Annotated in this window: 18 protein-coding genes; 9 read left to right on the forward strand and 9 right to left on the reverse strand. The window is 49.8% G+C overall.

The window, feature by feature from the left end:
• Positions 1 to 109: 109 nt before the first annotated feature.
• Positions 110 to 1,522: a NupC/NupG family nucleoside CNT transporter gene (locus tag PN498_RS09425; protein ID WP_272062471.1), complete on the forward strand. Its 1,413-nt coding sequence runs from the start codon at positions 110 to 112 to the stop codon at positions 1,520 to 1,522.
• A gap of 233 nt (positions 1,523 to 1,755) precedes the next feature.
• Here the strand turns inward: PN498_RS09425 and PN498_RS09430 are convergent, their stop codons facing one another.
• Both PN498_RS09430 and PN498_RS09435 read right to left on the reverse strand, forming a co-directional pair.
• Positions 1,756 to 2,670 carry a branched-chain amino acid transaminase gene (locus tag PN498_RS09430; protein ID WP_272062472.1) on the reverse strand — a complete coding sequence of 305 codons (915 nt, stop codon included), beginning with the start codon at positions 2,668 to 2,670 and terminating at the stop codon, positions 1,756 to 1,758.
• A 109-nt stretch (positions 2,671 to 2,779) separates the two neighbouring features.
• Positions 2,780 to 6,412 carry a response regulator gene (locus PN498_RS09435; protein ID WP_272062473.1) on the reverse strand — a complete coding sequence of 1,211 codons (3,633 nt, stop codon included), beginning with the start codon at positions 6,410 to 6,412 and terminating at the stop codon, positions 2,780 to 2,782.
• Positions 6,413 to 6,775: 363 nt separating this feature from the next.
• Between PN498_RS09435 and PN498_RS09440 the strand changes: the two genes are divergently transcribed.
• A complete protein-coding gene (locus PN498_RS09440) occupies positions 6,776 to 9,259 on the forward strand; it encodes an endonuclease MutS2 (protein WP_272062474.1) in 2,484 nt (827 codons plus the stop codon).
• Positions 9,260 to 9,649: 390 nt separating this feature from the next.
• Here the strand turns inward: PN498_RS09440 and PN498_RS09445 are convergent, their stop codons facing one another.
• Together PN498_RS09445 and hflX are read right to left on the reverse strand one after the other, a co-directional pair.
• Positions 9,650 to 10,576, reverse strand: coding sequence for a peptidylprolyl isomerase (locus tag PN498_RS09445; protein WP_272062475.1), 927 nt, complete (start codon positions 10,574 to 10,576; stop codon positions 9,650 to 9,652).
• 236 nt (positions 10,577 to 10,812) lie between these two features.
• Positions 10,813 to 12,477 (reverse strand): GTPase HflX, encoded by a 1,665-nt coding sequence (hflX, locus tag PN498_RS09450; protein WP_334312237.1) that lies wholly within the window; start codon positions 12,475 to 12,477, stop codon positions 10,813 to 10,815.
• Positions 12,478 to 12,900: 423 nt separating this feature from the next.
• Here hflX and PN498_RS09455 point away from each other — a divergent pair, with 423 nt between their 5' ends.
• Positions 12,901 to 13,329 carry a CAAD domain-containing protein gene (locus tag PN498_RS09455; RefSeq protein WP_272062476.1) on the forward strand — a complete coding sequence of 143 codons (429 nt, stop codon included), beginning with the start codon at positions 12,901 to 12,903 and terminating at the stop codon, positions 13,327 to 13,329.
• Positions 13,330 to 13,523: 194 nt separating this feature from the next.
• Here PN498_RS09455 and PN498_RS09460 read toward each other — a convergent pair whose 3' ends face one another.
• The 3 genes from PN498_RS09460 to PN498_RS09470 all read right to left on the reverse strand — a co-directional run bounded on the left by PN498_RS09460 (position 13,524) and on the right by PN498_RS09470 (position 15,404).
• On the reverse strand, positions 13,524 to 14,348 hold the full coding sequence (locus tag PN498_RS09460) for a PHP domain-containing protein (RefSeq protein WP_272062477.1): 825 nt from the start codon (positions 14,346 to 14,348) through the stop codon (positions 13,524 to 13,526).
• The gene (locus PN498_RS09465; protein WP_272062478.1) at positions 14,342 to 14,839 is read right to left on the reverse strand and encodes a hypothetical protein; all 498 of its coding nucleotides are present in this window, start codon (positions 14,837 to 14,839) and stop codon (positions 14,342 to 14,344) included. The genes PN498_RS09460 and PN498_RS09465 overlap by 7 nt, the downstream gene beginning before the upstream one ends.
• A 61-nt stretch (positions 14,840 to 14,900) precedes the next feature.
• Positions 14,901 to 15,404, reverse strand: coding sequence for an NUDIX domain-containing protein (locus PN498_RS09470; protein ID WP_272062479.1), 504 nt, complete (start codon positions 15,402 to 15,404; stop codon positions 14,901 to 14,903).
• A gap of 160 nt (positions 15,405 to 15,564) precedes the next feature.
• Between PN498_RS09470 and PN498_RS09475 the strand changes: the two genes are divergently transcribed.
• From PN498_RS09475 to PN498_RS09485, 3 genes are all read left to right on the forward strand, one after another.
• The gene (locus PN498_RS09475) at positions 15,565 to 16,302 is read left to right on the forward strand and encodes a polysaccharide deacetylase family protein (protein WP_272062480.1); all 738 of its coding nucleotides are present in this window, start codon (positions 15,565 to 15,567) and stop codon (positions 16,300 to 16,302) included.
• A 148-nt stretch (positions 16,303 to 16,450) separates the two neighbouring features.
• Positions 16,451 to 16,651 carry a hypothetical protein gene (locus tag PN498_RS09480; RefSeq protein WP_272062481.1) on the forward strand — a complete coding sequence of 67 codons (201 nt, stop codon included), beginning with the start codon at positions 16,451 to 16,453 and terminating at the stop codon, positions 16,649 to 16,651.
• A 150-nt stretch (positions 16,652 to 16,801) separates the two neighbouring features.
• Entirely contained in the window at positions 16,802 to 17,503 is a 702-nt protein-coding gene (locus PN498_RS09485) for a rhomboid family intramembrane serine protease (RefSeq protein WP_272062482.1), read from the forward strand.
• Between the two features lie 308 nt (positions 17,504 to 17,811).
• Here the strand turns inward: PN498_RS09485 and PN498_RS09490 are convergent, their stop codons facing one another.
• Positions 17,812 to 17,988, reverse strand: coding sequence for a hypothetical protein (locus PN498_RS09490; RefSeq protein ID WP_272062483.1), 177 nt, complete (start codon positions 17,986 to 17,988; stop codon positions 17,812 to 17,814).
• A 529-nt stretch (positions 17,989 to 18,517) separates the two neighbouring features.
• Positions 18,518 to 19,225, reverse strand: coding sequence for a ribulose-phosphate 3-epimerase (rpe, locus tag PN498_RS09495; protein ID WP_272062484.1), 708 nt, complete (start codon positions 19,223 to 19,225; stop codon positions 18,518 to 18,520).
• A gap of 454 nt (positions 19,226 to 19,679) precedes the next feature.
• On the opposite strand from rpe, the gene PN498_RS09500 reads away from it, so the two are divergent.
• From PN498_RS09500 to PN498_RS09510, 3 genes are all read left to right on the forward strand, one after another.
• Positions 19,680 to 21,338 (forward strand): S8 family serine peptidase, encoded by a 1,659-nt coding sequence (locus PN498_RS09500; RefSeq protein ID WP_272062485.1) that lies wholly within the window; start codon positions 19,680 to 19,682, stop codon positions 21,336 to 21,338.
• Positions 21,339 to 21,406: 68 nt separating this feature from the next.
• Positions 21,407 to 21,697: a cupin domain-containing protein gene (locus PN498_RS09505; RefSeq protein ID WP_272062486.1), complete on the forward strand. Its 291-nt coding sequence runs from the start codon at positions 21,407 to 21,409 to the stop codon at positions 21,695 to 21,697.
• Between the two features lie 68 nt (positions 21,698 to 21,765).
• Positions 21,766 to 22,074 (forward strand): YkvA family protein, encoded by a 309-nt coding sequence (locus PN498_RS09510; RefSeq protein WP_272062487.1) that lies wholly within the window; start codon positions 21,766 to 21,768, stop codon positions 22,072 to 22,074.
• Positions 22,075 to 22,076 lie beyond the last annotated feature (2 nt).

The following is a 22,076-nucleotide window of genomic DNA, read 5'->3' on the forward strand; positions in this document are numbered from 1 at the left end:
CAGTGAGAACGGTATTGCCTAGCAAGCCTTAAAAAGTCTATTGAGGCTGCTTCAGAATTCTTCAACGCCTGTAGAATCGTGGCGGTAACTGTGGGAAAGGTGGTGTCCGATGCTCAACTTACTTTCGCTACTGGGAATCGCAGGGCTATGCTTTGTGGCTTGGTTGGGTTCAGAAGACCGCAGGCAGGTGCCATGGAAGCTCATGTTTTGGGGCGTTGGTATTCAACTTGCATTGGGGCTGTTTATTTTTCGTTTTCCGCTAACGCGAGATATTGTGGTCTGGCTAAGTGGATTGCTAAATGCACTGATTGACGCTTCAGAAGCAGGGGCAGAATTTCTCTTTGGACCAATTCTGGTACCCGACTTGGGAGCCTCCGTTGGACCTCAAGGTGCAGGTCGCTGGATTGCTCGTGCATTAACACCTCCCTTTACGCCTGTGCCGGGCGATCGCTTAGGCGTCGATAATCTGGGTCTAGGCTACATTTTCGCGTTTCGAGCACTCCCACAGGTCATCTTCTTTGCGGCGATTTTTAACCTGCTTTATAACTTGGGCGTTATTCAACCCATTGTGCGAGTCTTTGCAAGATTTTTCCGCTCAGTTATGAACATTAGTGGGGCGGAATCATTAGCAGGAGCCGCCAATATATTTGTTGGAATTGAGTCGGCGATCGCCATCAAACCTTTTTTGGTCAATATGACCCGAAGTGAACTATGCGCCATCTTGGCGTCCTGTTTTGGGTCAATTGCCTCCACAGTTCTGGGTCTTTATGCTGGATTTCTCAGGGGGATCTTTCCCGCAATTTCAGGCCACTTGATGTCCGCATCAGTGCTGACGATTCCGGCGGCGTTTGTCATGGCAAAGATTTTGGTTCCGGAGAAGGACATTCCTGAAACCCTGGGTAAAGTTCCTGCGATGATCAATGCCGAAGAGGAAAAGCAGGGTCCGATGGATGCATTGATTTTAGGCGCTTTAGACGGGGTCAAGCTAGCCGTTGGAATTGCGGCATCGCTGATCGCCATTTTGGGACTGGTCGCGTTGTTGAATCTGATTTTCGGTTCTCTGGCATCGTTACAGAACAGTGATATGGCAATGCTCCAAATCATCGGTCAGGCTTTTAGCGTTATCACCCTTGATAACATTACGGGAGCTTTGTTCTTACCGCTGACCTTTTTAACGGGAGTCTCTCTAGATTGGAATGAACTGTGGACGTCCTCTGTGTTGATTGGACAGCGACTCCTGAAAACGGCAATTCCGCCCTATGTTGCTTTGGCAGGGTTATCGGCAGAAGGGGCTTTGAGCGATCGTGCCCTGGTCATCATCAGCTACGTTCTGTGTGGATTCGCTCACGTTCCATCGGTAGGTATCTTCGTTGGCGGACTAGCTGGACTCGTCCCTTCTCGCCGCAAAGACATCAGCTCCCTTGGCTGGAAAGCGCTCTGGGCAGGCACCTTGGCTACTCTGATGACAGGCAGTGTGGCCGGCCTCTATTTTTACGAGGGCACAACTGTGCTGGGTCGATAGTTTTTAGTATTGGAGAGAAGTCAGAGGCTAGGCGTTGGAAATCAGGAGTTATAGCCCTGTGCAGCTTGGTCGAGTACATCTCAGTGGCTTAAGGGAGCAGGGACTAGGAACAGGAATGGGGTGTGCTTGACTCAAATGCATGCCGCTATAGGGTGTTCTAAATTGGAGATTGGATTTTCCATTCCTCCGCTCCCCTGCTTTATCGCTCTTCCACGCTTTCGTTTAAGAATCAGTTAATCCAATGGGATCACATCAACCCATTCTCGGTAAGCAGGTTCCCGATTTTCAACGATCGCAGTCAGCGTACTTTGCAATGTATCTGTGATCGGGCGATCAACAGGCAAATCGTAGTTCTCAATGCGCTTAATCGGAGCAATACGGGCTGCTGTACCACAGAGGAAAACTTCATCAGCAATCAATAACTCAGAGCGATCTACGGGGCGTTCTATAACCGGAATGTCGTTATTCTGAGCGATTTGGATGACGCTATGGCGGGTGATGCCTTCCAGCACGTCCTGATCAACACCGGGAGTGATGAGTTGCCCCCCACGAACGAGGAAAATATTCATGCCTGAGGCTTCGCTGACCTTGCCTTGAGCATTGAGCAAAATGGCCTCATCAAACCCTGATTTGAGCGCCTCCGTTTTAGCCAGAGCTGAATTGACATATCCTCCAGTGATTTTTCCGCGTAGAGGCAGATTCAGGTCAGAGGGGCGCTGCCATGAACTGATTCGACAAGTAATACCCTCGGGAGAAAGATAGTTGCCCAACGGCAAACCATACACTGCAAAGTCATGCTCAATGTCGTGGACGCGAGGCGCAATGCCCAAATCGGATGTGTAGACGAGAGGACGGATGTAGAACGGTTCTGTGGGGCGATTGTGCTTCACAAAGTCAATCAGCACTGATTTGATATGACTGGTGGGAACATCAAATTGGAGATAGCGAGCACTGTTGCTTAAGCGTTGGCAATGTCGCTCCAATCGAAACAACAGAATCTGTTTGGGGTTTGCCGGATCGGGGAGTCCTCTCAATCCACCTAATGCCCCCGTCCCATAGTGTAAACCGTGGGTCGCAATGGAAAGAGTCGCTTCTTCAAAGGGACAAAATTTATTCCGGAAAAAAGCGATCGGCAGGAACGTTGGCATAATGGTCTGTGAATTGAAGAAGGGATTTTAGCGTCTACAAACAGGATTTAAGGCAATGATACAACCCTTCGAAGGCCTCTCTTGCTTCCGTTGTTCGATACCCGCTGGCTTAACCCTGCTCGGCTCGTTCTCGACATCGCTCTAAATAGCTTTGCGCCACCGTGTCAGAAGGACAAATCTCTAAGCAGTGTTGAAATTTCTGAAGCGCATCGCCATAGCACTGCTGGTTGTATATAGCCAAAGCTTGCTCAAACAAGGTACGGCTTTTGAGCTTGCCTTCCCGCTGCTCTGGCGGGTCGGGATCAAACACTTCATATACGCTAATGTAGGCAATTTTGCCTTTGGCTTGCACACGGTCAATCACTCGCATGGCGTAGTCGTTGGGATTGCTGAGCTGAAGAAAGGTGTGATGAGAAATCAATAAGTTGACGTCATAAAAGCGAGTCATACGCTCGATGCGAGAAGCTACATTGACGGTATCGCTGATGACGGTGCTATCCATGCGGTTGCATCCACCTACAGTGCCCAACATCAGAGAGCCTGTGTTAATGCCAATGCCAATTTCGATAATGGATTTACCGTATTCGCGTCGTTTCTGATTGTACTGATGCAGCCGTTTAAGCATGGCGACGCTAGCTTGCAAAGCATCATCAGCGCCACGGCTGAATAGCGCCATGATGGCATCACCAATGTATTTATCAATGAAACCGTGATTTTCAGAAATTGCTGGTTCCATGCGAGATAGAAAGGCATTGATAAACTTGAAGTTCTGTTCCGGTGTCATCTGTTCTGACAAGCTGGTAAAGTCGCGGATGTCGGCAAACAGAACGGACATGTGCTGCTGAACTTGGTCGCCTAGCTCAACCTCAACAATGCTTTCTTTGTTCAAAAATTGCAAAAACTCACGAGGGACAAAGCGACCGTAAGCCTGGTTAATTTTGGCGAGATATAAATGGGTCTTGAGGCGGGCTACTAACTCGCTTTTTGAAATGGGTTTGGTTAAATAATCGTTGGCTCCGGCGGAAAGTCCTTCTACCAAGCTACTGACTTGGTTCTTCGCTGTCAGCATCACAATGGGCAGACTGTGGGCAGGATAGGTTTCTCGCAGCTTGCGACAGACTTCAAAGCCTGTCATCCGGGGCATCATGACATCTAATAGGACGATGTCAGGTTGAACACCGTCTTCGATGAGGGCCAGAGCTTCAGGACCATCAGCAGCCTGCACCACCCGATAGTTTTGTACCGATAGATGGTTCATGATGACTTGACGGTTGATGGGCTCATCGTCAACAACTAGCACCATATGCTGTTGCTGAGCCATCACACGCATTGTGCCATCGTGTCCGTTTTCACCATTGGGCATCTCTGCATACCCTAGCTGGGAGGGTGAAACGGCTTGAATAGGCCAGCGAAAGTCGACAGGGGACTCTAGATTGGATTCTTTTAAGAGGACCTGTTCAACTTCGGGGCGATCGCTGATCAATCGACCCGCTTCCGGTGAAACAGGGAGGGTGAATGTGAACTGCGAGCCAACCCCTACTGATGAAACCACCTTCATCGTGCCGCCTTGAAGCTCGACTAAGCGTTTGGTAACCGCCAAACCAATTCCCATACCGCCATAGATGCGGCTGGTGGAGCCATCGGCTTGGACAAAAGGTTCAAAGATCCGATGTAGCTTATCTTCGGGAATCCCCGTTCCCGTGTCAGAAACAGTGATGGCTAAGTAGTAATTGGAATTGGAAGAAAAGTCATCTGGAGCGATCGCAGTCAGAACGGTGTCCTTCTCCACCAAAACAGCCGTTTCAGCGTGGCCGTTGCCGTTTATTTCAGTGTGCGTATTAGCGACTTCAGCATGGCCATTGCCGTTCATTTCAGTCGGGTGAGTGTTAGCAGCTTCAGATGCTTCAGATAATGAAGCTCCATTGCAGGTTGACGGCACACGAGACCGGACTGCCAAAGAACACGCATCTGGATTTTTGATGATCTGAGCAGAAATACCCACCATCCCATACTCGGTGAACTTCACCGCATTGCCGACTAAGTTGTGGAGAATTTGCTGTAGGCGATTTTCGTCTGCCAGAGCAGGAGGCAGTTTGTGAGAGACAGCGTTGATGAGCTGAACTTGTTTCTGATGAGCCAGCGGACGGCTAAGCGTGATCACAACTTCAGCCGCTTCTCGAATGCCAACGGGGCGGAGGTTGATGTCAACTCGATCGTGTTGAAGTTGAGAAAAGTCCAAAATGTCATCGACTAAGGCAGACAGGCGACGTCCGCTAGCGACAATCATGGCAAGGTTGCTCTTTGTTTGGCGAGGCAGCGGACCACTGACTCCATCAATTAGGGATTCTGCTAGACCGATAATGCCGTTGAGGGGCGTTCTCAGTTCGTGAGAGGTGTTGGCCAGGAATTCGTCTTTGAGCTTGTCAATCCGCTTAAGCTCCCGGTTGTGGTCTTCTAATTGCTCAAACGACTGCTTGATTTGCTGAGCCATACTTTCGAAGGATTGAGATAGCTCGGTCAATTCCTGAAACCGACCGTTGGGCAGCGAAGTCTCCCAAGTTCCCACGGCTAGCTTTTTCGATGCTTCACTAAGGCGATAGATAGGTTGTGCTACCCACCGGGCTGTGATGCCTGCAATCACACTGGCAACGATAAGGGATAAGAGGCAGAGTATCAGGGTATTGCGGGTGTTTTCTGCAATCTGTCCCTTAAAGTCTGATTCGGGAATGATTGTTACGACCAACCAGTCAAGTCCTCTGCCATCTTGAAAAGGGACGACTTGAACGAGCTGTGGTTCTTGAGCCGATTCGAAGGTGAACTGTTCGGCATCATCAATGTTCCCTAAGCTGCCAAATTTTTGGGTCAGATGCTGGGTTGTCTCACGAATGATGGGTTCCGTGCTGGCTGTCGCATTCAATCGTGTTTGCTCGCCTGTGCCGGAGGTCAAAAACGGGAGTTCATCGGTGGAGGTGGCCACAATGTTTCCGGTGCGCTCAATAATGAACGCTTCGCCGCTGGCACTGATGTCTATCTTGCGCAAATAGCTGCTAATTTGCTCTAGTGTCAGGTCCAGGGCAATCACACCCTTGAGTTCGCCGCGATCGCCATGAATGGGGGCTGCTAGCGTAATCCCCAACACAGAATAATCCTGGGAGGCGAATTCATAAATAGGACTCCAGCTCGTATGGCGATTGGTGACAACGGCTCGATACCAAGGACGCTCCCGAGGGTCATAATTTTGCGAACCAATTTCCTCTCGCCGCTGACCTGACTCATTCAGGCGATAGGTTAGCCGCTTTGGTGCGGTTTCTTCGGTGACTTCCCAGAGTACCTTTTTCCCATCATCTCGTTTCTGAACCCCTAAAAATCTGCCGTCAGGATATCCCAGATAAATACTTGTAATTCCTTCCGAGACCTGAATTTGATGCCAAAAGTGCCGCGCTACGACATCTGGATTGGACAATGGCACATCCCCGTGAAACAAGTTGCTGCGACTGTCACGCTGAAGGAGATTGGGTTGCAGAAGGTAGGTATGAAGATGTTCTTGAATACGGTTGGTCGCTCGGGTGCTCAGCTGAGTCGCTAAATCATCGATCGCCTTTTGCCCGTTTCGCCAAGAGAGAGCTGTTGTTAGCCCGACTGCTGCTGCAATTTGCACCACAAAGGATACAACCAAAACGACCCGCAGTGGTAGTTTCTGAGTCAGATTCAGCACCGAGTGCAAAGTGGGTTTTGAAGACATCCTGTGTGCTGCGATCGCGTGCGATCAAAAAGAATTCATGAACAGACGAAGACTACAGGCCAATACGGTGCTACGGGCAGATGCTTTGGGGGTAGAAGCACTTCGGGAGTCAACACTCCAACTTGAATTTCTTGTTCTGAAGTTGATTATGACACTTAGGTATTAATACGCCGTTCGAACCTGACTTATTGTCCTTCTTTCTATACGGACTACCGAACTTCCGCTATTAATCCCATATCTACACGATTTTTACTGTAAACCCCATTAAATTTCTGTGTTTCTCCGGTGAGGAGTCAAAGATTCTATACTGGGAAAATGGCAAAACATTGCTGTAATTCATTGCTTCTCTAGTATTGGTCAGCCTTGATTCAAACTGAAACACTTTCGCTTTTGGAGTGGCCTCGCCTATGTCAGCATTTATCAACTTTTGCTGCTACTAAGCTAGGCGCGATCGCAGCACGTCAGTTACAGCTCCCCGCTCATCAAGCCGACAGCGAGCGTTTATTAGCTGAAACTCAAGAGGCTGCCCTGCTTGATCAAAACCCTCCTGGCTTGAAATTTACAGGTATTCAAGACATTGGAGATGCTCTGGAAAGAGCGGAACGTCAGGGTATTTTGCAAGGTGAAGAGTTGCTATCCGTCGCGACGACCCTTGCGGGTGCACGACAGCTTCGGCGCACCATAGATGGATTTGAAGCCGAGGAACTCCCTACTCTGTCTGACCTGGTGTCTCCCCTACGCACCTATCCTGATTTGGAGAAGGAAATTCACTACTGCATCGATGATCGCGGCAAAGTAGCAGACCGAGCCACCCCCAAGCTAGGGGGTATTCGCGAAAGGCTGAAAACTCAGCGGAGCGAAATCTACCAAAAGCTGAATAACATCATGCAGCAGCACAGTAATGCTATTCAGGAGGCGGTGATTACACAGCGAGGCGATCGCTTCGTAATTCCAGTTAAAGCACCTCAGAAAGACGCCATCTCGGGCATCGTTCATGATGCGTCCACCAGTGGGGCCACGTTGTATGTAGAACCCAACAGCATCGTTCCAATGGGAAACCGCCTGCGTCAGCTACAGCGGCAAGAACAGGTCGAAGAAGAAGCTATCTGTCGGGCTTTGACCCAGAAGGTTGCTGACATTCACGACGACCTAGAAGATTTGCTTCGCATCGTGACTGTGCTTGATTTAGCCTCTGCTAGAGCACGGTATGGCTATTGGCTACAGGCCAATGCTCCCCGCTTCGTAGACGATGGAGAGCAAACAACCCTGCGACGGCTCCGGCATCCGCTCTTGGTCTGGCAGCATCAGCACGAGGAGGGTAGCGAAGTCGTGCCAATCGATATCGTGGTCAATCCCCGTACGCGCGTTGTTGCTATTACCGGACCAAACACCGGGGGTAAGACCGTCACGCTAAAAACTCTAGGACTAGCGGCGCTGATGGCGAAGGCGGGTATGTTCATTCCAGCCAAGGAACCTGTAGAAATTCCCTGGTTTGATCAGATTTTGGCCGATATTGGGGATGAGCAGTCCATTGAACAAAGCCTGTCTACTTTTTCAGGACACATCAAGCGAATTTGCCGAATTTTAGCGTCCATTCAGGAACAGCAAGACGGCCATCAGGCATCGGGAATTAAGGCTCAAGCGCTAGAGAATGAAAGCCAAGCGCTAGAAGATAGCCGCCAAGCGTTAGAGTCCATGCCCTCATCCGCCGCCGCAAACGTTCTCGTCCTCTTGGACGAAGTGGGTGCTGGTACTGATCCTTCTGAGGGCAGTGCGTTAGCGATCGCCCTTTTGCGTCATCTCGCGGAACAGGCTCGGTTCACGGTAGCGACAACTCACTATGGAGAGTTGAAGGCGCTGAAGTATGAGGATGAGCGCTTTGAGAATGCCTCCGTAGAGTTCGACGATGTCAGTTTATCGCCAACCTATCGTCTCCTTTGGGGAATTCCAGGCAGGTCCAACGCGCTAACAATCGCACGTCGATTGGGATTAGACGACACCGTCGTAGAACAAGCGAAAACCCACGTGGGGCTTGATAGACAGCAGGATGTCAATCAGGTGATTGCGGGGCTGGAGGCTCAGCGCAAGGAGCAAGAAGAGAAGGCTGATAATGCTGCCGGGCTGTTGGCAGAAACGGAAAAGCTGCATCGGGAGGTTTCTCGCAAAGCCGCCTTTTTGCAAGAGCGCGAGCGCGAACTACAGCAGCAGCAGGAACAGGCGGTACAGGCCGCAGTTGCGGAGGCCCGTAAGGAAATTGCGCGGGTGATTCGGCGATTGCAGCAGGGAGATGCCTCTGCCCAGGATGCTCAGAAAGCGACAGAAGCCGTTGGCACCATTGCGGAGAAGTATCAACCTAAGGTTGAAGCCCCGAAATCTAAACCCGGGTACAAGCCAAAAGAGGGCGATCGCGTCCGCATTCCCAGTTTGGGTCAAACGGCTGAGGTCCTGAGCGATCCGGATGAGGACGGTCGGCTCATGGTGCGATTCGGTCTCATGAAGATGACGGTAGGGCTAGAAGATATTGAATCGCTGCACGGGGAAAAGGCTGAACCGCCGAAACCGAAGGTGACTGCTCCACCCCCGCCATCGGTGCAGCCAGAAGCCCCAGCCGTGCGAACGTCTAGAAACACCTTCGATTTGCGCGGGATGCGGGTTGCTGAAGCCGAAACAAAATTGGAAGAGGCGATCGTCAGCGCTCGGGGACCCATTTGGATCATTCACGGTCACGGCACAGGTAAGCTGCGTCGTGGCGTGCAAGAATACCTCAAACGCCATCCACAAGTTCAGCGATTTGAAGCAGCAGAACAAGCTGACGGCGGAACAGGTGTAACGATCGCCTATTTTTAGTGCAATAATGCAGCGTCAAGCTCGAAATTGTGTATCCTTGCCGGAACAGGGGGCGATCGCTGTTTGGGTAATTGAAATGATGTCTTGCGGAAACAGAGTTTTCCGGCTCATGCCATTCCCGAAAGCCGTACCTGAATTCGGTTTCTCACCGCTAACCAATCACCTAGACTAGGCAGTATTGAGTTAAGTTTTTTATCAATGCCTGTTATTCCCACACTTCTCACATTCGTTATCTTTGCCTGGTCTTTTCTGATTATTTTGGGGCAGTTAGGCAGTTAGGTCATATAAGCGGCAGGCAGAACAGTCCTTGGTAGCAAGGATGGGAAAGTCCCCCTGAGATTCTGTTTTGTCACAACTGTTAGGCGGCGCGATCGCCCAAGTCGCTTGCACCTACGTCCAAGGATCGCTACTAGAAGCAGACGTTCCTGACTCCGATGATTCCCCGGCCTCACTGGGCACAACAGTCTGATTAGGGACTTGTACAGCCGTTTGTCCAGAAGCTGCAATTTGAGCTTCCACCTCTTCTCGATTCATCGACACAGAAGCTATGGGAGTCGTTGTGGTGTTTTGGGCATTGACGGTGATGGTGTCTGCACCCGGTATGCTAACAGGTGATTTCTGTACCTGCTCTCGCATCCAGGTTTGGAACATCTCATCGAGTAAGCGCTGTTTTGTCGTATCGTCGAGTTGCGCTGGAAAAAATTTGTCTAGCTTCACCACTACATACCATTCCCCAATCCGTTTGGGAGGCCAAATTTGACCTGGTTTGCTGACTGAAAGTAGGCCTGCTAGCGCCGGGTGAGGCACACTAAGCTCTACTGGACCAATAAGGCCACCCGTCTTAGATTCCTGCCCCTCAGAGTATTCTCGTGCCAAATCAGCGAACGACTGACCATCATCATGAATACGAAAATAGAGTTCTTGGGCGAGGCCGACCTGCGTAGTCCGAATAAGGGAGTAGATAACGCGGTCTAAACGGCTCTTACGCTGCAAGAAGTAGGAATCAACTTCGTTGCCAAACGTCTGATCTTTAAACTTGGCAAGCTTTTTCTCTCGTGATGCGGTTGTACGGATTAGGTCAGGTGTGCCGTATTGCTGCTGTGCCCATGCATTCGCTTCTTCTGGGCTGTTGATGTTGTTGCGCTGGCAAAACTCTGCTTCGGCTGCTTGAACTTCTTCAGGAGTCAGCGAAATATCTACGATCGCATCATCAATAATGACCTCCTGAATGACCCGCGACAGGAGGTTGGTTTTACTTAGTAAGGGGACTAGTTCGTCTGACTGAAGAATGCGATCGCCGACTTTAAGCAAATCCATAAAAGTAACCGATAGATACGTTGATATCCGTCCATAACCCTATCTCAAGTTACCCACCTCTCTCCGGAGAGTCTTGCTTAGATTGTCAAAATTTATTGTCTAAACCAGTCTTTTAACGGTGGACAGGAGTGCTAGGGATAGAGCAGATGGGATGCGGGTGTCGCTTCTCCCCTATTCTGGACGTTTCCGTGCTTTTGACTTCCGATATTGTTGGGTAGAAACCAAGTGATGTTTGTTTACTGACATAGGGCATAGCTAGCAAGTTCAACCAGTCGGTGTCTCAAGGTTTCGAGGCCGAGACGCGATCGCGCCGAGACAAATACGGCGTTGGGAAATTCTTCTTTAGCCAGGGTGAGGGCCTCGCTGTCTACCTGATCTAGCTTGTTAAAGGCGAGCAATATTGGGCCAGGGGTAATTGGCATTTCTCCCAAGATCGTCATGACTGAGCGAATCTGGTTTTGCCAGGCAGGATGGGACAGATCGACCACGTGTAGCAGCGCATCAGCCTCTGTCACTTCCTCTAAGGTGGCGCGGAATGCATCCATCAAGGACTCTGGCAAATCCCGAATAAAGCCCACTGTGTCCGTCAGCACGAGCTGTTTTTGCTCTTGAGCTTCTGCATCCAACACACTCAGCCGTCGCGTCGTCGGATCTAGCGTTGCAAAAAGCTGATCAGCAGCGTAGATTTCTGAATTCGTCAGCGAGTTCAAGAGGGTGGATTTGCCCGCGTTGGTGTAGCCCACCACAGCGATAGAAGGAATGTCGGTGCGTTGGCGACGCTGGCGAAGGCGATCGCGGTGGGCTTGAAGCTGATTGACCTCCCGCTGTAGGCGTGAGATCCGCCTTTGAATCGCTCGCCGTTCGGTCTCTAGCTTCGTTTCACCAGGCCCTCTTGTCCCGATACCGCCCCCCAGTCGAGACATCGCCTGTCCGCGTCCAGTTAGACGGGGAAGTTGGTACTCCAGCTGCGCTAATTCAACCTGTAGCTTACCGGCTCCAGTTCGCGCCCGCTGAGCGAAGATGTCTAAAATCACCTCTGTCCGATCCACTACGCGCACGCCCATCTGCATTTCTAGATTGCGAACCTGGGCAGGGGACAGGTCACGATCAAAGACCACCAAACTGGCTCCCAAAGTTTGTGCACTCAAGGCAATTTCTTGCACCTTGCCCGCTCCTAGCACAGTCTGAGGATGGGGGCGATCGCGGCGCTGATAGAGCGTTTCTAGCACCTCGCCGCCTGCCGTTTCCACCAAGCGCTCCACTTCCATTAGGCTGTATTGAAATTGGTCCTTCGGCAGGTGTCCTGTCAGTAGACCAACGACTAAGACGCGATCATGGTCCGTATCAACCTGCTGAGCAACAAAAACTCGACGAAATTCCTCTTCAAGGGCCTCAGTCAGTTCAACAAAGTCTTGACGAGCGACCTCTTCTAAAGTGAGCGAATCCGAGACAGTCCAGCGAGCTTCCGGGTGAGGGACTAAATGGGCTAAATAAACCTCTCGTACATATCCTGTGGCTCCCCCACCGCGTCGCTCGAAGCCTTGTCCAGACAAGCTGACCATGACTAGAGAATCCAAACGCTGCATTGCCATCGCGGTTAAATCGCTAGTGCTGGGGGGTTCTTGCTTAAGCTGAGTTGCAATGCAGCGAATACCACACAAACGCTCAGCACCGTAACGCGGTAGCTCTAGCGGTGGAATTTGAGTCTTGCGTGGACTACCAACCCCTACTCGAATCACCTGTCCCCGTCGATTTAGATAGACACAGATCGGTTGGCTCAGATCAGTACTAATCGCCGCTAGCCGCTGAGCGAACTCTGGTGTCGTGAAGCGATCGCCCGGCAAACGCTGATGATACAGCCGTTGAAGCTGCTTCAGCTGACTAGACTTGAGTCCTTGCAAGTTACCGTGAATGGTCTCGATAAGCCCATAACCTCAATTTTTTAGTTAAATCCTATCCTAGTCAATTTTGGAAATGATGGGGTGGGCACAGGAAAAGGCGAGTCTCAAAACCGGAGATCATGAACTGAAGTAATGAGAAAATCTTAAGTTTTTAGGCTTCAAATTTCCTCTATCTGCTATTCCCTAGTCCCTGTACCTTATGCGCTATTCTCTATTCCCAGTGCCTTGTACCCTATTCCCTCGCCGCATTTATTCAAAAAGAGGGTTTGATATTTAGACAATTTCGGATTATAAATCTGCTATCGCTATGCTGCGATAGCTGACCTTTTGGCTATTTGTGAAAAACTGTTGCTGTTGTTCAACAGTGCTGGAGGTTTGCATTTTAATAAGACGTCATTCTGGGTGGTTAGCCCTGTTGGGAATATGAGCACAGATATTAATTCTGAAACGACAGTGCCTGAGGTACCTAAAGTACCCGAGACTGATTATCAGTCGGTTCACACTGAGACGATTGAAGACGAAGAGACCAATCCACAGGTTCAGGAGATTCTGGACAAAGTGTCTGGGGTCTTAGCCAATCTGCCTGACTATGTAACGGACTTTTTCAAGGAGTATCAGCGCCCCTTGATCACGGTAGGTCTTATTTTGACAGCATTTGTCTCTGTCAAGCTGCTGCTGGCAATTCTCCATGCAGTCAACGAAGTTCCTCTACTCGCGCCAACCTTTGAACTGATTGGCCTAGGTTACAGCGGTTGGTTTGTTTATCGCTTCTTGCTTAAGGACGTCAATCGCCAGGAACTGACTGAGAACTTTACATCACTAAAAGACCAGGTTCTAGGCAAACGCATTTAAGCACTTGACCGACCTTTTGCTCAAGCAGCGCCTTGCAGGGATAAATTTTCTATATTCCTGCAAGGCGCTTTGTTTGTTAAGGTCAGTGCGAGTTAAGGCAACCCTGTTGTGGCTTCAGTCATCTGGCTATGGGCTAGGCACCTGGATACCCTTGGGTGCACGAGCCTAAAGGACTAAATCTATACCCATGTGCCTCATTGCTTGAGGGCGATCGCGGCCTGCTTCAGCGGAGTCAACAGCGATAAGGGTACCTTCAACCCGTTCAGTCCCGTTGCTGCCTTGCTCTTATCTTCTGAGGGACCGTGATAATCACTGCCACCTGTCATGAGCAAATCGTGCTGGGTACACAATTCCTCAAGCTTGCGTTCATCGCTAGGGCTGTGATTGGGGTGATAGACCTCAATACCCATCAAACCTGCCTCCATTAGTTCAGGCAGGACGGACTCGACAGTGCCGCCACGGAACAGGTAAGGATGTGCCCATACGGGGACGGCACCGCAATCGAGCAAAAGCTGAATGCCGTCTTCAGCAGAAAACTTTTCATACTGCACATAAGCTGGGCCGCCGTCTCCAATCCACCGAGTAAAAGCTTCTTGGGCATGGGTAATGTAGCCTGCTTTTACGAGCGCTTTGGCAATGTGGGGACGACAGGGGGCCATGTCTCCCGGCATCGCTGGGAGCTGAATGGGGTACCCCAGCTCAGCTAGCTTGTTAGCCATTGCCTGAGCTCGACGCTTACGTCCCTCAATACGAGCTTTTAGGGGATTTTCAAGCTGAGCTCGGTTAGGATAGTAGCCGAGAATGTGAAGCGATCGCTCCCGATGAACCGTGCTGAGTTCCAATCCTGGAATAATTTCTATCTGATCGCCAGCAGCTTCAATGGCTTGCTCCCAACCTGCTAAGGTGTCGTGATCCGTGATAGCCATTGCTTTGACCCCAGCAGCGATCGCCGACTCAACTAATTCTTTCGGAGTAAGTGTGCCGTCAGAGCAGGTGGTATGACAGTGCAGCTCTAGCATGATTCATCAGTCCCCAACTGCTTGAATACCTCTTCAATAATCGACTTTGCTTTGTTATCTAAAACTAGCCAGTCAACATCATTGATCTCTTGATCAATCAGTGACGTATCGATGCTGACAGACCCCTTTGATACAGGATACTGCTCAAAGCAAACGCAATAGCATAGTTGCCAAACATCTACGATGCGCTCCTGGTCTTTATGAGTCAGATGCAGTTCGTAGCCTGGGAAAGGCTGAGGCAAGCGAGTCAGCTCTGTTCGAATGTCGTCAGCCTCTTCAGGAGTCGCATTACTCAACTGGGCCTGTAGTTCTTTAAATCGCTGCATTTCAGAGGCCGCAACGCTGTCCGGCCATAGCTGAGTCTCGTGATAGCTTCCTTTCCAATCAGAGTCGTCGAGATGCTTACGAATGTTGTCGATGATGCGAATGAGCGCTGGTTGCATCAGCTGGTCAGCCAGCAGTCGAGTTTGGGGATCTTTAAATTTCAGCATCAATTTTGATAGACCTCTGTCTCTAGCTTAGCGGGAAAAAATGGGGAGATTTAGAGGACAGTCAAGCTTGTGAAAGCGAATCAGTTTCTTGGTCAGTGGATGAACGAAGTTTAGCCAATTCAATTTGAAGATTTTTCAGTAGAGGCACTTGTGCTTTAAGGATGTACTGCTTTGCTTTATTGAATCGAAACCAGCGGGCCTGATCCACCTCTGGAAATTCTTGAAACTTACCTGATTTTGGCGGCCATTCCATCTTGAAAGTGTTGCTGTAGACCTTCTCAGGGTCGCAATCTCCTTCAAACGCCCAGACTTTCACACGTTTGCTGGACTGCCTAATTTCGGGCAGCTCTAGAAAGGGAGCCTGAGGGGTGAGGCTGGTTTCTTCGGTGAACTCACGGCAAGCTGCGACGAATAAATCTTCACCGGGTTCGACAAGGCCCTTAGGAATGGTCCATACACCCAAATCGCGTCTTTTCCAAAACGGTCCTCCTGGATGTACCAGCAGAATTTCTAGTCCCTTGGGACTTTGCCGATACATCAGAAGTCCAGCACTCTGTTTAGCCATGCTTTTGACAAATTCGACGGGGCTGTGCAACGGCAGGGGCGATCGCTGTCAGAAGCATGACAGGAAGCAGTTCTGTAAGCAGCCACTTTCGCAACAGTAAGCAGCATTCGTTTAAATCTAGACAGAGGGACTGTAGGTTCAACAGAAGGATCTGAAACCGATGACCGATTTTCTGCAAAAGGGCGTTGAAAAGCTGACCGCGTTGTTTCCTGCCGCCATCTTCTATAAACCAATTTCAGAACGGATGATGGCCCTAACCATTGATGACGTTCCGGTTCCCGAAGCGTCGTCTCCCTGTCCGACCCGATGGATTTTGACTGCAATTGCAGAGCATAACCAGAGTGTATCGAATCAGGAGGAGAACGTTCGGGCAACTTTCTTTGTGATTGGCAGTCATCTCAACGAAGATCGGACGCTGCTCACCGACCTGGTGGCGCAGGGGCATGAGGTTGCTAATCATGGATTGATAGATACCTGGCCTGCCCTCCAATCGAAGATGCGCTTTACGGAAGATTTTAGACGGACTCACGACCTGCTTACGGAGCAGATCCCTAGCTGTCCCATTCGCTGGTATCGTCCAGGCCGAGCTTTCTACACGTCTCAGATGCTAGAAACCGTTCAGCAAACAGAGGGGTATGAACCTACTTTTGCCTTGGCGTCTATGTTGCCTTTGGACACATTACCGGGAGGCGGCAATCCAAGATTGACAGCTCGATACGTTGCGCAGCACGTTTTTCCGGGAGCCATTCTGTTGCTTCATGGTGGTTCAGTGGCGCGATCTCGCAATACCGCAGCGGCACTCCGCCTGATATTGCCGAACTTGCAATCACAAGGCTATCGGGTCACCACGCTGAGTCATTTATGGGATCAATCACCCGACAACGACCGCTCCATTTAATATTTACCTTTCAATCTTTAACATTCTCTCAGGAAAATCTCAGACTAACCGGTCGAAAGTGTTTTGTAATATGATGGCTAAAAATTGTTTCCGGCCCGTCTGATTTTCATTTAGACAGACCGTCTTTCTATTTGCTAAGGGAGTAAATATGAACGCAAAATATTTTAGTGCGATCGCAATCGCTGCGACCCTAACTGTTGGTACTGTCGGTTGTGGTGGCTCTGCCGTTGATCCTTGTGCTGGGACTACTGAAGAGGTAGATCCTGGTGTGGCTGATCCCTGTGCAGCTGACCCCTGCGCGGCTCCTGAAGAAGATCCTTGTGCAGCTGACCCCTGTGCAGGCAGCTAATTACTGACGGTGTAGCAATAACTCTATTGAGAACTACCAGCCCATGAGTGATGCGCTCGTGGGCTTTTTAGTGCTTCAGGAAATTTTCACCGGCTGGTGAATGGTCAATCATTCCTCAGAAGCGCTAGTGTGATCAGGTGGCTTTCATTCATGGCTATGACATCCAACCGCGATCGCGACCTCCAAGAAGAAATGCAGCGCTTGATGGCAGAAGTTGAGACCGGATATGCACCTGCCCAGAGCAATCAGGGCGCTCAACGATCTCAGGTGAAAACCAAGCCCAGCAATAAAGGATTCTTAGCTAAGCTGAAAGGCAACCTTCTACTGCCGATCTGGATTCTAGCGATTCCCTGGAGCCAAGAAATTATTGATCAAGTGGTCTTTGCTGGAAATTGGAACCTACCAATTCATCCTCGCAGTCTAGATGGCGTTGCGGGTATTTTCCTATCGGCGTTTTCCCACAGTGGGTTCATACATCTGATTAGTAATACAATCGGATTTCTAATTTTTAGCTGGCTGATTCTCGCCAAGAGCCGCCGTGATTACTGGGTCACCTTTGGTATTGGCTACTTGGGAGGAGGCGTGGCTAGTTGGCTACTGGGACCAACAAGTGTCCATGGGCTGAGCGGCGTCGTTTATACCTTGTTTGGCTATTTGTTGGTCATCGGGTGGCTAGAGCGACGTTTGGTTCCCCTACTCATTTCTGTTTTCGTTCTGGTTAATTACAGCGCTACCCTCTGGGGAGTTCTGCCAACGCAGCCCATGGTTGCTTGGTGGGGACATCTTTTTGGGTTAATACTGGGAATTTTTGCGGCGATCGGGATCTACCAGGAGCCTGAAGCCAAAACATAGAACTTTATAGCAGGCAAATCCTGAAAAGTTATAGGTATAGCCGTCGTTAGTTCCGTTATGTCAAGACGGCGAGCCCTTTGCGATGTGCATCAGTACCGGATGCTGTTGCGTGCACAAGCCTAAATGGCTAAAGCTATACTGTGCTGACTATAGCGGCATGCATTTCAATCAAGCACACCCTACTCCCCACTCCCTTAAGACACTGAGATGTACTTGACCAAGTTGCACAGGGCTATAAAAATAAAAGGCGATCATCCCCTCATTCCATGAGATCTGTTTTCGCTCAAAGTAAAACCGGCATCAAACGGTTAATCGACGACCTTGATTCGCCCTTGACTAAGAGCCTCATACACACGATCCAGCTGCCTTTTATCGGCAGGCGAAAGGCTACGCTGTGAGAACAACTGCATCAAAAGCTGCTGATCGTAACGAGTTAGACGACGGGTTGCAAAGATGTTTTCGATGGTGTTTTCGAGGGTAGTCATGACTCAAAGATGCTCCTGGCGATAAACTTGCAGATTACACAGGTTTTGGTAGAAGACTGCTGGAACTCCCCTCTGTCTAATCAGCGCTCAAGGGGCTGTAACAGCCGTGAAAAGGCAGTGTTTCAACTACAAGAAGGTCCATTCAAAATGACATTGATGGTGATATCTCACTGATGGCGATATCCAATGTGTTTGGACAGGCATATAAGCGGTTTTGAGTGTTCGATATCTGGCCTCAACCTCTCAATACACTCGTTTGAATTGTGCGTTATTGCATATTGTCAATTGAATAGTGATGTATCTATTAATGCATCAGTGTTAAGGCGCATGTTTTATCGACGAATTCTCAAATGCATTCATGTTTAAGCGATTCCGCTTACGGATAAATGGCTGGACCTTACTGAAAAAAGAATAAACTCTTGTTAGTTTTTACGCAAACATTTCTGTCTAGTGCTGATATATACGGAAAGAGAGGACATGTTCATGCCCTCTCTCTTTTTCCTCAATAGAGGATCTCTTAATGGGAGCTTTAGACTGCCGCTAGCTCAGGCGTTGGGCGCTTGCTGTTACGAATGCCTTCGATCGCCTCGGCATAGTCAGGAGCTTTGAACACAGCAGATCCCGCGACAATAGCGTTAGCGCCTGCTTCAAGCACTTGCCATGTATTGTCAGGCTTAAGGCCACCATCCACTTCAATCCAGGGATCTAAACCGCGCTCGTCGCACATTTGACGGAGCTTCTGAATCTTGGGAACAACGTTAGGGATGAATTTCTGTCCGCCAAAGCCAGGGTTGACACTCATGATCAATACGAGATCACACAGCTCAAGCACGTATTTAATCAGTTCAAGGGGGGTAGACGGATTTAGCACAACACCTGCTTGCTTGCCCAACTCGCGGATTTGGCCTAATGTTCTGTGCAGGTGAGGGGATGCATTGTGCTCAGCATGAACCGAGATGATGTCGGCTCCCGCTTTAGCAAAATCCTCAACGTACTTCTCAGGCTCGACGATCATGAGGTGAACATCTAGCGGCTTCTGAGTAACAGGACGCAGTGCCTTAACAATGAGAGGACCAATCGTAATGTTGGGAACAAACCGACCATCCATTACATCAACGTGAATCCAATCGGCTCCTGCTTCATCAATGGCACGGACTTCATCACCTAAACGACTGAAGTCAGCCGACAAAATTGATGGAGAAACAACAACCGATTTTTGTGACTGGGTATGGATCATAAGTGCGGCCCTCTCCTAGAATGCTTTAGTATTCATCGTAACAAAAACTTTAGGCTTTTCAACAGAACTTATCTTTCAAATTGGGTTTACTTTTAGCCCTGTTTACCTCTGAATGCGTAGGAGTAATCTCTTTAGAAAAGCTACTGCGAGCTACTTACTATCAAACTTTTCAGCATTTAGAGGACTGTAAACGGTATCAAAATCAAACAGTAGGGAGTTATTTAGTAAAACGGCGGAACCCAGTCCAAAATTACGCTGTTCTTTAAGTGCTTCCATTGTTTGAACCTGGCGAAATGCGATCGCCGATAAAAAAATGAGTGAGCTGAGGCTGAAACTGTTATCGACCGATGACAAGTTTTACTTAACTTTGTCCTAAATCTGCACCGTCAAACTGCATTTGTAAGCGTTAATGGTTGAGAGAACGCCACACTGCTGCTTTGGAGTTTGAGGTTGAATGGATTCACGGAAACTTAAGGCGCTCCTGCGCAATTGGCAAACCTATTGTTTGGGAGTTGCAGGGGTTGCCGGAGTGGGATTGCCTGCTCTAGCACTGTCTTCATCTGTTGGAGTAGGAGGCATTGATGCGCTTAGATTACACAGCGCTCCCTACTTTTTGACGGGGGAGAAGATCGCAATTGGACAAGTTGAAATTGGCCGCCCTAGCCAGTTTGGACTTGACAAGGTTGCCGATGCAGACCTGCCTGTGAAGGTGGATCGGGTTTTTTTCCTCGATCAGCAGCCAACGCCTAACCAATATGTAGATGGTCATGCTGCCAATGTTGCTAGCGTGATGGTCAGCCAAGATAAGACGCTAACGGGAGTCGCGCCAGACGCGCACCTGTATGCCGCAGCGGTGGGCCCCATCCGAGGTCGGAGTGGGCAACCCGAAGAATGTTTCGCCTCTCAGCAGTTGGCTTTGAGCAATGGAGGCGATCTACGAGCCATTAACTTCAGCTTTGGTGAATCGTTGGGGCGTGATCCTCGTCCTGATGCAGTGCTGGATGGCAATGCGTTGCTAACGCTTTGTATAGACTGGTCTCAGCGGGTTCACGATGTCCTATATGTCGTGGCAGGCAATCAGGGCGGCGGCGGCATTCCCATTCCTACTGATAACTTTAACGGTCTCAATGTGGCCTATTCTCGGGCAGTAGACGGGCAATTCGCGAAGGTTGACTTTGCAAATCTCAGTAGTGAACCTGACTTTCGACCTTTTCGATCGCAAGTCCCTGAAAGTAACGTTGGCGATCGCCGCTCTGTCAACATCGTTGCGCCTGGTAGCCAAATCGAGGTGATTAATCCTGACGGGGATTTTCGTACCGTTAGCGGTACTAGCTTTGCAGCACCCCATGTCACAGCCACAATTGCTTTGCTGCAGCAGTGGTCTGATCGACAGATTCGTTCGGCTGATTGGAGCTTAGACGCCCGTGAACCGATGGTTATGAAAGCAGTCCTGCTCAATTCTGCGGACAAGCTTGAGGATGCAGGGGACGGTTTGTTACTGGGAATGACGCGCACACTGTACGACGAAAGTAATCTCACTTGGCTAGAGTCGGATGCTTATCGCGATCGCAGTCGGCCATTGCACAGCGATCTAGGAACGGGACATTTGAATGCCTATCGGGCGCTACAACAGCTTCAGGGAGGACAGTGGTCCAGCAACAACTCAGTGCCCGTTATCGGTTGGAGCTATGGCACAACTGAGTCTCCCCTGCCACCCGATTTGCCCCGCACAGAAGATGCGGTTCTGTATCAAGACTATGTGTTTGATGTTCCACTACAAGGCGGGAGCTATCTTTCAGCAACCCTTGCTTGGGAACGTTTAGTCGTCTTGAATGATGAGAATGGCAACGATGTTTATGACTTGGGTGAATCGTTTCAGAATCGGGGTTTGAACAATCTAGATCTTTATTTGATGCGGGCTGAAGATGACAATATCGCCGACAGCGTATGGTCGTCTATTAGTCAGGAAGATAGCTTGGAGCACATCTTTACCCAGATTCCTGAGACGGGGACCTACAAACTTCGGGTTGTCTATCGACAGCAGATCGAAGATGAGTTGGCTCAAGACTATGCCTTAGCTTGGTGGGCTGTGCCTGCTGGGGAAGCCAACTAACCTGCTTGCTGGTTTCGGGCAGACAGGTTTGTTAGGGTAAAGCGAGAGCACCAATAGAGATAATAAGCATGACGTTTTCTCAAACTGCGGGTATCTCGGTTGAAAAGTCGCCTGGTCGCGATCGCTTAGACGCTTTAGGTGTCTTTGATTGGCCGGTTTGGGGCAAAGAGGCCTCTACTTTTCCATGGACCTATGATGACTCGGAGACCTGCTACTTCCTAGAGGGAGACGTCGTTGTTACCCCAGAAGGCGGAGACCCCGTCAGTATGAGTCAGGGGGATTTGGTCACGTTTCCTGCCGGGATGAGCTGCACTTGGGACATTCGCTCTGATGTCAAAAAGCACTATTCTTTCAGTTGATCTTTAACTGTTAAGGACGATCGCATCGCTCCCTCACTCATTTACATCGTCATTTACACTTCGGTTTCATGCGTTTTCTATTTCAAGGGTACCGTCACTTGCTGACTCATCCCCGATACGGCATCTGGGTGATGCTGGCGTCGCTACTGTATCTCATTAGTCCCATCGACCTGTCGCCCGACTTGATGCCGCTATTGGGACAAATTGATGATGTGGCCTTGATTGTACTGATCCTTTCGGTCGCGAGTCAGTGGCTCGGTCAACAGTTTCTCCGCCAGCCCGCGTCTGAGTCTGCGGCAGACATGAACCGGGATGGAGAAGCCGTTCGGGAAACGGTGGATGTGAAAGCCGTTGAAGTGGATGCAACAGAAATTTGATG

The sequence above is a fragment of the Oscillatoria sp. CS-180 genome (assembly GCF_028330965.1).
Classification (GTDB): Bacteria; Cyanobacteriota; Cyanobacteriia; order Phormidesmidales; family Phormidesmidaceae; genus Halomicronema.